This window comes from Cetobacterium sp. (assembly GCF_051658645.1).
Lineage (GTDB): Bacteria > Fusobacteriota > Fusobacteriia > Fusobacteriales > Fusobacteriaceae > Cetobacterium_A.
Genome location: NZ_JBOFMZ010000012.1, coordinates 29,123 through 41,910 on the forward strand (window position 1 = coordinate 29,123; position 12,788 = coordinate 41,910).

At 29.1% G+C, this 12,788-nt stretch carries 11 protein-coding genes and 2 pseudogenes; 8 read left to right on the plus strand and 5 right to left on the minus strand.

Annotated elements, in window-relative coordinates; translation table 11 throughout:
- Positions 1–17: 17 nt before the first annotated feature.
- The 4 genes and pseudogenes from ACRCZX_RS00555 to ACRCZX_RS00570 form a co-directional block, all read right to left on the minus strand.
- Positions 18–113, minus strand: a pseudogene (locus ACRCZX_RS00555) (hypothetical protein); the annotation flags it as partial.
- Between the two features lie 965 nt (positions 114–1,078).
- Positions 1,079–1,321 (minus strand): hypothetical protein, encoded by a 243-nt coding sequence (locus ACRCZX_RS00560; RefSeq protein ID WP_438581006.1) that lies wholly within the window; start codon positions 1,319–1,321, stop codon positions 1,079–1,081.
- A gap of 60 nt (positions 1,322–1,381) precedes the next feature.
- Positions 1,382–1,555 (minus strand): annotated as a pseudogene (locus ACRCZX_RS00565) (IS110 family transposase); the annotation flags it as partial.
- A gap of 98 nt (positions 1,556–1,653) precedes the next feature.
- Positions 1,654–1,848, minus strand: coding sequence for an IS110 family transposase (locus ACRCZX_RS00570; RefSeq protein WP_438581007.1), 195 nt, complete (start codon positions 1,846–1,848; stop codon positions 1,654–1,656).
- Positions 1,849–2,104: 256 nt separating this feature from the next.
- Here ACRCZX_RS00570 and ACRCZX_RS00575 point away from each other — a divergent pair, with 256 nt between their 5' ends.
- The 8 genes from ACRCZX_RS00575 (at position 2,105) to ACRCZX_RS00610 (ending at position 8,577) form a co-directional block, all read left to right on the plus strand.
- Complete coding sequence (locus ACRCZX_RS00575; RefSeq protein WP_438581008.1) at positions 2,105–3,904, plus strand: replication initiator protein A; 1,800 nt, start codon at positions 2,105–2,107, stop codon at positions 3,902–3,904.
- A gap of 140 nt (positions 3,905–4,044) precedes the next feature.
- Positions 4,045–4,212 carry a DDE-type integrase/transposase/recombinase gene (locus ACRCZX_RS00580; RefSeq protein ID WP_438581009.1) on the plus strand — a complete coding sequence of 56 codons (168 nt, stop codon included), beginning with the start codon at positions 4,045–4,047 and terminating at the stop codon, positions 4,210–4,212.
- Positions 4,213–4,331: 119 nt separating this feature from the next.
- A complete protein-coding gene (locus ACRCZX_RS00585; RefSeq protein WP_438581010.1) occupies positions 4,332–4,472 on the plus strand; it encodes a hypothetical protein in 141 nt (46 codons plus the stop codon).
- A gap of 326 nt (positions 4,473–4,798) precedes the next feature.
- A complete protein-coding gene (locus ACRCZX_RS00590; protein ID WP_438581011.1) occupies positions 4,799–5,173 on the plus strand; it encodes a hypothetical protein in 375 nt (124 codons plus the stop codon).
- A 36-nt stretch (positions 5,174–5,209) separates the two neighbouring features.
- Positions 5,210–5,386 carry a hypothetical protein gene (locus ACRCZX_RS00595; RefSeq protein ID WP_438581012.1) on the plus strand — a complete coding sequence of 59 codons (177 nt, stop codon included), beginning with the start codon at positions 5,210–5,212 and terminating at the stop codon, positions 5,384–5,386.
- Positions 5,387–5,893: 507 nt separating this feature from the next.
- Positions 5,894–6,166 carry a hypothetical protein gene (locus tag ACRCZX_RS00600; protein WP_438581013.1) on the plus strand — a complete coding sequence of 91 codons (273 nt, stop codon included), beginning with the start codon at positions 5,894–5,896 and terminating at the stop codon, positions 6,164–6,166.
- 113 nt (positions 6,167–6,279) lie between these two features.
- On the plus strand, positions 6,280–6,648 hold the full coding sequence (locus ACRCZX_RS00605) for a hypothetical protein (RefSeq protein ID WP_438581014.1): 369 nt from the start codon (positions 6,280–6,282) through the stop codon (positions 6,646–6,648).
- Between the two features lie 165 nt (positions 6,649–6,813).
- Positions 6,814–8,577, plus strand: a complete 1,764-nt coding sequence (locus ACRCZX_RS00610; RefSeq protein ID WP_438581015.1) for a flavocytochrome c — start codon at positions 6,814–6,816, stop codon at positions 8,575–8,577.
- A 290-nt stretch (positions 8,578–8,867) separates the two neighbouring features.
- Here ACRCZX_RS00610 and ACRCZX_RS00615 read toward each other — a convergent pair.
- Positions 8,868–12,788: hypothetical protein (locus tag ACRCZX_RS00615; RefSeq protein WP_438581016.1), on the minus strand; the 3,921-nt coding region annotated here is incomplete at its 5' end.

Here is a 12,788-nt window from a genome sequence, read left to right on the forward strand (position 1 = left end):
CTATTTAGATTATATCTTCAACAAACTCTTGGTCTTCTGAATAATATGTATCCACTATCTGTTTTATGATGTGGAATCAATTTTCCATTAGAGTCCCAATTTCTCAATGTTTGAGCTGTTACGTTTTAAATTTTTACCATTTCTTTAGTTGAGTAATACTTCATTAGCTTTCACATCAACTTATTTTGTCATAAAAAATTATAAAAAGAAAAACTAAATTTTGATTTTTATAAGTTTGTTTCAACTGTTACTAACCTTTTAAAACATTGATATAATTCGTATATTTGTCTTAAATGGTTCTCCCGTTTTAAATGTTGAGATAAATTATAACAGCTTTAGAAAGATATTTATAGAGAACAATTTCTTTGATTTTATATTTTTTTTTATTTTAATATTGTTTATAGTTGTTTTTTTAGTTAATATAGTTTAATTGTTGCATTGAACTTTTTTTTAAAAAAAATAACTATCTAGTCGTTGATTTTATTAGCTTTTGAAGATGTTTTATCTATCCCCACCATATAGGGCTATCTATCCCCATTATGTAGGTATACTTCTCCCCACTATGTAGGGGTATCTCTCCACACTATATAGGTATATTTATCCCCACTATGTAGGTGTATATTTTAAAATTATAAATTTTTATAAAAAATACCCTCACTAAATAGGGGTACTTTTATTTGCAAATAATAAAGAAGTGTGATAATATAAGGCTATTCAATAATCCAAACAAGTAAAAAAACATACATATACCTACATAGTGGGGATACAAAAATATAGATTATAAATTATGTTAGACTAACTATATGAAGTCAAGTATATAATTTTATTTTTTTGAAATATTTTTTAGAATTTTTTTTAAAATATGGATGTATTTCTAGGAGACGACTTTTGATAAATTTTAAAGTCGCCTTTTAAAAAATAAAATCATTAAATTTTTTAGTTCTGTGGAACAAAATTAATATTATTCTTTAAAAGATGAAAAATTACTCTGAGTAGCTTCTTAGATGTATGACTAATTGCAACATAATGATGTTTTCCTTCACTTTTCTTTTTTTCTTGATAAAGTTTGAATGTAGGATCACGCATTGCAACTAAAAGCGTAGCTTGTATGATTGCCAATCTCAGATAATATAATTGATCCTAGAGTATAAGATATTCCAAGAATACTCATCAATGGTGTTTTCATTTGAATAAGAAGCTCTTTCAAAGCTATCGCCTTATCTTTTCCGTACTTTCCCTTAGAAGTTTTGGATAAAAGATTAGTTAATTTAGTTAAATGACAATCAGAAATATCATAAGCAATTGGATATTCTAAAAGCATAGCATAACTAGCTTTTGGATGTATTGACCATATTAATGTCCCGAGTTCGGGAAATAGAATTGTAAGTAAACGCGAGACAGAAACTTTTAATTTAGTGCACTGTCCAATTAATCTATAACGGTGTCTAGTTAGAGATTTTAATTCTTTAATTTCATGAGATACAATTGCTGTTGGGGCTTGTTCGGAGTTGAAAAGTAAGGTAGTAATAAACTTAGCATCAATTTTGTCAGTTTTAGTTTTTCTTAGTGTTTAAGACTTCCTAAAAGAAGCTCCAGCAAGGGGATTAAATACCGTAATTTGGTATCCCTTGGTACGCAAGAAATTTATATACCTTAGTGCCCAGTGGATTCAAGCCCTATATGCACATCACTAGCGACTTGACAGTTTGAGAAAATAATAGAATAAAGAGTATTAAATCCTTCAAGAGTATTTGTGATTCTTAAATTATTGCTGATAAAAACGCCATCAGAGGTAACAATGTAGCAGTCATGCTTATCTTTTGCGATATCGATTCCTACATAGATCATAATTCACCACCTTGAAATATATTAAAAGTACTGTTTGTTTTCCACTAAAGCTTTATACTGAATGTATCCTCGTCCTATATAAAACGTCAAGTGTTATCTAACTAATTAACAAATTAGTATAAAGCTCTGGTTATAGCCTAAATGAAATAGTCTAGTTAAACTAGCTATAGGGCGAAACAATAATCCACAGTACTTTAGTAAATTATATCAAATAAATTGATGAAGATTCTACATCTTCATTATACGAGGGGGATAAATGTTAAAAAAAATCTTAGAGGATGAAATTCTTGATTATAAAGAAGAAGATATGATAGAAGAAGATATGATTGTAGATGAAAATATGATTAAAAATACATCTTCTGTAAGAATAGATATGAACATAATACAGCATCCTTTATTTTCAAGAAATACTAAAAGAAAGCCAAATCAAGCAGTAAAGTATTATTTCAATGAAAATAGAGATATGTATATAAAAGTGACTCCTACACTAGGAGAAACTATTCCAGGTGAATATGATGAAAGAGTTTTTATAGCTCTTTCAAAAATAATGAAAAAAAGAGGTTTTCCAAGAATTTTTATTGTTGCTAATTTTGAAATTAAAAAAGAAATGAAAGATGATAAAGATAACAATGCTTATAAAAAAATTAAAAATTCTATTAAAAGACTAAATAAAACTAATTATACATTTAAAAATACTATGTATTCTAATTCTGCTCGTGGAATAATAAATAGAGAAATTGGAACAAATATTTTCAATATAGAAATTATAGATTTAAAATTAAAAATAAATGAAAATCTTAAAAAAGAAATAAGTGATGACAGAGTTAAAGAAGTTTATAAGATAAGTATGAGTGACCATTTTTATGAAAATATATTATCAAAAGGATATTTAGTTTATGATAGTGATATTCTTCTTAATATTAGTACAGGAACAGCAAGAACACTTTATATGTTAATAGAAAAATTAAGATTTGACAATACAAAACTCGAGCTAGAAAGTATATTTTTGATAAAAAGAATTCCACTTAAATCAGATAGTAAAAATTTTTACAGAACTATAGAAACTCTAAGAAAAAGTTTTTTAGAACTTCAACGTCTGAACCTTGTAGAAAGTTTTGAAATAGTAAAAAATACTACTTGGGAAAATTCAACTATTAAAATAGTATTTAGTAAAACAAATGTAGAAGAAAAGCAAAGAAGATTTTTTGAAGACAAAAATGAATTTAGAAAAATAGCAACAGCTTTAACTATAAGCGATATGGAAGATTCATTAATATCTAATACACAAAATAATTTACAAGAGATTTCAAATAAAACAGGGATAGTTCCAAGTAAAGAGATGATAGATGCTGTAATATTATGTCTACCATCTAGAGCTAAAGCTTTAAAATCGATGCCTAAAACTATAAGTGATGCTATATTTGAGTACGGATTACAACGTGTTGTTCAAGTAGCAAAATATATAAAGAAAAATAAAGTAGAAAAAATAAGAGCTTATTTTTTAAAAGCACTTAAAGAGAATTGGGAAATTGAAATTGAAAAAGTTGTTGTTAAAGAAATAAAAAATAATACAGAAAATGAGTTTGTAAAGATAGAACAATATACTAGTGTTGAAAAAGAACAAGCCTTAATATATTTCAATAGTTTAGCAGATAAAAGAAAAATAGAGTTAGAGGAAAAAGTATACTCTGAATATATTAAAGAATGTGGTTCAAATACTAAAATCCAAAAAATAGCATTTAAAGCAGCTAAAAACAATCTTATTTCTATATACATTTTAAAAAATCCGCGAGTAAAAACAAACATTAAAATTGAAGAAGTTAATGTAATAGAACCTGAAATTATAATAAAGAATAATATGTCAAGTTTATCAAATTTCAAAAAATATGCTGAGGATACAATTCAAACATTTAAATTTTTGTTTGAATTAACAGATATACAAGTTAAAAAATTACAAAAAAATGTTTATTTTAAAATAACTCCAATGATGTTATCTAAAGAATTAACTAAAGAAAAAATATCTAAATTAGTACAAGAAGAAATTGAAAATATGTAAAATTGGTATTGAATGATAAAATGGAAGGATTATGGAAAAGTATAATTGATTAACGATTTAAGACAGCTTTCCCATTACCTTAAGAAAATTTTTGAGGTATAATTATACCATAAAATAAAATTATTAGGAGGATGTTAGCTATGGATAGAGCACAAAAATTCCCTTATCTTTGGAAGAATATAAAGAATGAAAAGCCTAATATGGTATGCTCAACTGATATTACCTATTTAAAAACACCGACAGGTTTTATGTATTTAACTGCAATAATTGATGTTTACAGTCGTAAAATATTAACTTGGGAATTGTAAAACAGTATATCTAAAGATTTTTGTATTAATTGTTACAAAAATGCAGTAAAAACTTATGGTTCACCAGAAATATTAAATACGGATCAAGGAAGTCAATATGGAGTAATGAGTTTATCGAAATGGTGCTTTCATCAGGCGCTTTATTAAGTATGGATGGAAAAGGACGTTGCCTGGATAATATCTGGATAGAAAGATTTTGGAGAACAATTAAATATGATTATTTATATCTTTATGAGTATAAAACAACACTGGAATTATAAAAATGAATCCAATCATATTTAAATTTTTACAAGTCAGAAAGAGGTCATAGTTCTTTAGGATATTCTACTCGAGATGAAGCTTTTGAACTATCTACTTTTGAGTACAAAAAAATTTCTTAGGTTTTAAGAGAAACTATTTGATAAAAGAGCCCACCATACAATCTCACCTTCTAAAATCCATTTTGCTTCTGCATTTATCATACAATATTTTGTATAATAAATACCTTTAAAAATTTTTTGACAATTTAAGTATTGAGAGGTATATATAATATAAATATTTAAACGCTATATTCGTGTCTTAAAAATTTTGAAATTTAGGAGGAAAAATGCATTTTTTTAATGAAAACTTAGCCTTAAAAATAGGAATTAATGAATCTATATTTTTACAAAACATCTATTACCTTTCAAAAAAAAGAATAATTTTTGATAAAAATATTGATAATGAGCTATGGCTTAAAATGTCTAGTACTAAAATTCAAGAGTTTCAACCATACTTTTCAAGATCTGAAATTCGAACTCTTATAAAAAATTTAGTAAAAAATGATTTGTTAATAAAAAATCAAAATAATAAAAGAGTCACGAATACGATGTCGTATGCTTTAACTTATCGTGGTTGGATCTTAATGTTAAGTTTAGAAAAGAAATCTGAGTTAAAAAAAATAAAAGAAAACTTGGTTAATTTAGACAATGCTCCTTGGTAATATCTGCTAGATTATTTGCTAAAAGATGTTAATAAGTTGGTTAAATCAGCAAATTCTTGGTTAATTCTAACAAAAGATTGTCCAGATTTAGCCAATATAATAATAGAATATAGAAACCTTATAGAAAGAAATAGAACAATAGAAAAAATAAAAGACAAAGATAAAAATGAAAGTGAGCCTGAAGATAAATTTTTTCAATCTTTAAATTTTTAAAAAGAAGGTTGAAAAGTCATTCAGTAACCATGAAAAATTTTGTGACAAAGTTATATTTCCAGCAGTAGAAAAATATAGGCCTTCAAAAGTCTTAAAAGCCCTCAAAAAAACCGTCGAATGCAATCTTTTTCATGAATTTGAGCAAATCAGAGCTTCAAAATTAAAATTATCTAAAAATAAAAATGAACTATTACCACCTTCTCTAATTAGAATGGGATAGTTCACTAATTTTTTATTTATTTTTACTATTTAAATACCCTTAAAGACTATTAAATACTACTAGAGAAACACCACCACCATGTTAGTCCAGCAAAATCAATACTCGGATGTGTGGAGCATAAGATTATAAACCCTATATTGTAGTGATAATTATAATTTTGAGGTGAAAAATGGGGAAAATAGGATTTAATAAACAGTTAAATAGGTTGCGTATTTATTTTGCAAAAAATATTTTTGTGAATGTATTTGGGTGGTTATTAAAAGAGTTTAATAAGTGAAACAAAGGCCTTGAAATTAAAGAGAGGGTTATCGCTTGAGATATGGGAAGCTTCCACAACTAGACCCTATACAAAAGAGAAGTTTAGCGATTTTATCCCTGGTTTAACAGTTTCAAAACGCTATGAAATTGACAAAGAAAAAGGTTATGGAATATCTGGATTTTTTTTTGTAACTCAAGAAATTAATGATGAAACTTTGAAAATAGAGATTATTTCGCTTTTTATTCCGTTTCTTTTTTACAAACATGACATCAACATTAGAGATAAAACAAAGAAAAAATAACCTCTAACTATTAAAGAGCTAGATTATTGGGATAATGAGTTAAAACATAAAAAGCAGGAGATACTGCTATTAGAGTTGATGAGGATAGCTGGAAAGCACGCCAAAAGGCTTGTATGCTGTTAAACAGGCTACTTCTAGAACAATTCCGTGACGTTTTAGAGGTGCCTGAGGCTTATATATTAGGGAGAACAAATGATAAAATTATCAAACCAGCCAAAGCAGAGTTAGAAAAGAAAATGATATATAGATTCCCATCAAAAACGAAGGGCAAAGGTCGTAGAAAAATTGAAAAGATAGAGATTCATTTTTCTATTTTTGAAGCTGAGCCTCCTAAAAAGAAAACTGGCTTAACTTTAGAAGATGAAGTGGCAGCAAGAGAGATCCTTCAAAAGCAAGGCGTTGGCTTTGAGATTCTTAACGAACAAAAGAAAAAATCGTCAACTGTTTACATAAAAACCCTAAAGGCTGTGTTGAAGAAATAGAATTCAAAAGGTAGAACTAAACGGAGTATATATTACGATTACGAAAATTAAAAAGAAAAATTAATTAATAATTTAAAATACGGTCTAAAAAAATAAAAATGTCGTTTTTTTAGTTATAAATATATTAATATAGAATATATTGTTGAATATAAATGGGGGGATTAAATGAAAAAAAGATTATTGTTATTATCATTGATGGTAGTTATGGGGAATCTGAGTATGGGAGAAAATTTTAAAGAAGGAACATACTTAGGAAGTGCAAATGGATATAAAGGAGAGATAAAAGTAGAGGTAAAACTCTCTAAAGATAAGATAGAAGATATAAAAGTAATTTCAAATATAGATACACCAATAATATCAGAGGCACCTGTAAATATTATTCCAAAAAAAGTTTTACAAACACAAGGTTTAGGAGTAGATGTCGTAGCTGGTGCAACAGGAACAAGTAGAGGAATTATAGCAGCTATAAATAACGCAATAAAATCTTCAGGATATAAAACAGATCTAAGAAGAGTTAAAGAGACTAAAGAAAAATTCACTGATAAAGTGGTAGAGCATAAAGATGATGTTATTGTTATTGGAGCTGGAGGAGCTGGATTAATTGCAGCAATAGAAGCTAAACTAAACGGAGCTAATGTCACTGTTATAGAGAAAATGGCTTTTCCAGGAGGAAATACACTTATTTCTGGAGCAGAGTATGCAGCACCAGAGAACTGGGTACAAAAAAAAGAAGGGCTAGAAGATAGTAAAGATCAATTTTTCAATGACACAATGAAGGGTGGAGATAATGAAAGTAATCCTAATTTAGTAAGAGTTTTAGCTGATAACGCATTAGATGGAGCAGTATGGCTAAAAGATTACGTAAACGTTGTATTTGAAGATAGACAGATGTTTTTTGGTGGACATTCAGTTAAAAGAAGTTTAGTACCGAATGGAGCAAGTGGTGTAGAGATTATTGGAAAATTAATGATAAAAGCAAAAGAGTTAGGAATTCCAGTTCACTTAGAGATGAATGCAGTAGAATTAATAACAGAAGGAAATAGAGTAGTTGGAGTAAAAGCTCTAACACCAATAGAAACGCATAATTTTATGGGGAAAAATGGAGTGATTATAGCAAGTGGTGGATTCGGTTCAAATATAGAGATGAGAAAAAAGCATGATCCAAGAATGGATGAAAAAATTCTTTCTACAAATACAACTGGAATAACTGGTGACGGAATAGTAATGGGAGAAAAAGTTGGAGCAGTAACAAAAGGTATGGAGTTTATTCAAACTTATCCAGTTTGTGATCCAGAAAACGGAGCCTTACTTTATACAGGAGATGTAAGATTAGCAGGAAGTGCAATTTTAGTTAATAAAGAAGGAAAACGTTTTGTTGAAGAGCTAGATAGAAGAGATATTATCTCTTTTGCCATAACTAAACAAATAGGTGGGGTAGGATACTTATTCTGGGATCAAGCCCAACTGGATAAAACAGAAGTAGCAGTTCATCACAAAGGGGAATATGAAGCTCTATTAAGAAGAGGAATTTTAGTGAAAGCAGACACAATTGATGAAGCTGCAAAACATTTTGGAATAGATGCAAAAGAGTTAAGAGGTACTGTTGAAAAATATAATGAGTATGCTAAAAATGGAAAAGATTTAGAATTTAATAAAAGAGGTGGACTTGTAGCATTTAAAGAGGGACCATATTATATTTTAAAAAATACTCCAGCTATTCATCATACAATGGGTGGATTAGTAATAGACTCAAAAGGTAGAGTTTTAGACAAAAATGGAAATCCAATAGATGGATTATTTGCTGCTGGAGAGGTTACTGGAAATATTCATGGGAAAAATCGTTTAGGAAGTAACGCTATTACAGATATAACAGTATTTGGAAAAATTTCAGGAGAAAGTGCAGCTAAAAATTTAAAAAAAGTGAATTAAATAAAATCGACTAAAAATTAAGAAAAAATAAAAAAAATTATTAAAAGAACTTTAAAAAATTTAAATTTAAAGTTCTTTTTTTCTTGAATAGTTTTAAAATAGACAAAGGCTCACTTAAGAGAATAATAAAACCAGTACTTTAGCTCCTTTTGTGATAAAACAAATGATCCTTTTAAAGGATCTTTTTCTATGAAATCTAAATGAAATGAAAAAGAGGATAGAATATTACTTCTATCCCCTCTTTCATCACTAGTATTTCCTTTACAAAATTCTTAATGATTTCTGTTTAATTAAAACTTGTATCCTACACCTGCACCAACAAATGAGTTATCTCTTTTTCCAAACTCTTTTCCTGCATTGATATTGAAGTTAAATATTTCACCTTTATACTCCATACCAATTTTTGTTGTTGTTTTAGCATTTTCCATTTGGTTTTCAGGTAAATATGCTGACCCTTCGAATCCTTCAAAAGATAATTTCTGATCTTTTTCCATATTTCCTAACTCATATGAGTAATCTACTGAAGCATATAGAGATATTTTATCTATATTTTTTCCAACTGTTACTCCTACTTTAGGTAAAACTGATGTGTAGTCTTGTGATTCTATTTTTGTGTTAGCAGCATTTGCTCCTGTCTCAGAGATAGTGTCATATTTTCCATATGCTATTTCTAGTGAAGCAAATGGTTCTACATAACTTTCCTCTCCGTACTTCTTAGATATTTCTCCAACTGCTCCGATTCTATATGAATCAAAATCAGATTCTGCTGTTCTTCCAAGAGTAGATATTTTTCTGCTGTTCTCATGGAAATTATACTCTCCAGATAATCCAAGTTTGTAATCAAACTCTCTCTTTTGAGCTAATTTATTTAATCCTAAATGAATAGTTTCTATTTTTCCATCAGCTGAATCATCATAATCTATATTGCTATACCCATATCCGATGTTTCCAAACATTCCATTTCCTAAGTCCATAGCTCCAATAAATCCACTAAGTTTAGACTCGTATCCTTCAATTCCATTTTTAGAATCTACGTCAGAATATTTTCCTAACAGTGAGAAATTAATTTTATTTTCTCCTATTCCAGATATTGTACTACTTCCTTGAGAATTGAAAACTTCTCCAATATTAAATATCTGAGAACTTAAGTTAGCATAAATACTTGGAGTTAATTCATTTAGAGTATTAGTTATAGTTCCTACTGATTCAGTATCTATAGATTTAAGAACTGTCTGAGCATCTTTAGAAAGAGTTTTAAATCCTTCTTCGTTTTGATATTTTCCAAAGATATCTGCTACAGATATTAAATTTCCAGCTGTGAAATCAGAAAGAGTACTTTCATTTCTAACCAATTTTCCATCCAAGTTACCCCATCTGTCAGTTATAGCTTCAGCGTCATAAAGTAAAGATGTTGATTGGAAATTAAAATTATCTCCATAAGTTATCTCTTCAGCATCTACAACATTCTGCATTGTGTAGCTATCTTTGAATCCATTTTTTGTCATATTTGCAGATACTTTTATATCTCCATTAAGTGATACACTCTTAGCACTTATTTTTCCATAAGTTCCATTCTCTGATGTTCCTATGACAAAAGATCCACTGTTAACAGTATTGATCGATAGGTCAGTATCAGCTGTTATCGTTCCAGAGTTTATGAGAGTTCCAGAACCCATCATGGCAATACTTTCTCCACCAACGTTATCTTTATGAATATTGATTGTTCCATAATTTATTGCTATTGCTCCATACTCAGCATACATTCCTCCTGCTGCACTCCCTCCAACTTTTATTGTTCCTTCTAATCCATTAACAATTGTAGAACCCTGATCAGCATACATTCCATATGAACCTTCTCCATCTATGTTTATGATTCCATTATTAGTAGCTTGTGCAGTGCTTCCTGTTACCAATATTCCAATAGCATAATTTCCAGTAACCTGTATTAATTTATTATTCTCAACTATACCGCTAGAATTTATTCCAATAGCTCCTCGAGTACTAAATGGTGAATTATCTGGATCAATTATTTCATTATCTTTTTGTACAACTAAATTACTATCGATTATTATATCTCCATTATTAACTATATCAAATCCATCAATCCCTATAATCTGACCAGAAGCATAAGCTGAATTTTCTGTTTCATGTACAATGAATTGATCCCCAGAAATTTCTATTTTCCCACTATTTAAGATTTTTGGTTTAAGTGTTCCATCAGTTGTTCCAGCAGATATTCCGACTAAAAATCCTCCTTGTAGCTTATCAGCATACTCTTTAGTTCTTTCTAATGAAATAAGGCCTTTATTTTCAGCTGTTCCACCATCACCAATACGCATTCCCCAACCTGAATCTGCTATATATATTTCTCCTAATTTTTCATTTATTATAGTAGAATTTTCGTTTCCTAACATTCCATAACTTTTATCAAATGAATTTTCCGAATGTGGCTCTGATAGAGTTTCAATATAAATTTTTCCAGAATTACTAGCTGTTGTATTGTTTATTACACTTACACCCGCTCCTTCTCCGATTACAGAAATTTTTCCATCATTACTAACACTACCGTCTCCATACATTCCATTTACAAAAGTCCAATCAAGCAAACCATCTTCATGAACTTGTGATTCTACTATTATATTTTTTTTATTAGTAATTTCACCAAAACTTGTAGTCATTCCATTTCCAAGACCACTCAAAGAAATTAATCCTTCATTTATAGCTTTAGCTCCATTAATTGCAAGAATTCCATCACCACTATTAGAAAGATTTATTTCCCCATTGTTTGTTGCAGTTGAATTACTTCCAGTGATATAAATTCCTTTAGACTCTTTCCCTTTTACAGTCACTTTACCATTATTGATTAAATCTCCATTATCTATTTTTATTCCTATAGAATAATCACCTATTACATTTATAGCTCCTGTATTTAGAATACTTGATTTACCAACAGACTCTAAAACTTGAATACCTATAGGGGCGAAATATCCACCCCCATTTCCTTCTACATTGATAGTTCCATGATTTTCTATTATAATTTTTTCACCGAAACTAGATGAATTACCATATATTCCAATAGCACTTCTTTCTGTTGCTTTTACTTCAATAATTCCTTTTTCAGAATTTATAAATTTACCATCAAAGTATATATATGCCCCTATTACATTTTTACCCTCCATAACTATTAACCCATTGTTTTCTCCAGTAGAATTATATCTTATCTCCATTCCAATTCCAGATCCTGCCAGTTCTATAGTTCCGTTATTTACTCCAGTAGAATCCTCTTCTATCTCCATTCCAATTATCTCTGTTTCTTCTATACTTTCAGACTCAACTAGCTTTCCTTCTGAATCTATGGTTGAGTGTTTTTGAAGAAAAACTATACTTTCACCATAAATATAATTTTCATTTGTTGCTATAGAGTTTTCTGAGGCTTTTATTCCAATTGCAGATCCTGCCAGGTTTATAGTTCCGTTGTTTACTCCAGTAGAATTCTCTTCTATCTCCATTCCAACAACTTCTGTCCAAGTATTACGTTTATTTTCATGAGTTGGACTATGATAATTCTCTTCAACCTCTTCTGAAGTTACTTCTATAGTGCCTTTATTTATTGCATCAGAATTGTTAACAGCCAACATTCCTTGACCTTTTCCAACTAAAACTATTTTACCTTTTTCACCATTTGTAATTTTAGAACCATCTTCACCTATCATTCCAACTACATCTTCTTTTGATGTTCCTGATTCTTTGTGAACTGATTCACTATCTTTATCATACACTTCAGAAATATATTCTTGATTTCCTGATTTCACGTCTATAGTTCCATTATTTTCTAAATTCGCTGAATTTGCTAACATTCCAGCTCCAGAACCATCTATTGTTATTGATTTATTATTTGTAGCAACAGCTCCTGATTCCGCTCTCATTCCTTCTATCCAATCATATTTCTTCTTTGTTGTGTATACTTCTTTTTCACCATCATCTGTTTCTACTTCTTCAAATACACCTTCAATTACGTTAGACTTTCCAGTTATTGTTCCATTATTTATAGCAGTAGCGTTAGTATCTACTAATATTCCAATAGAGTTATCTCCTGAAACTTCAATTGTTCCACTATTAATTCCTACTACATTACCTTCAAGAAGCATTCCCGTTGCATTTTTTCCCGAAAGATTTATTTTTCCTGAATTTTCTATTTGATATTTTTCTGT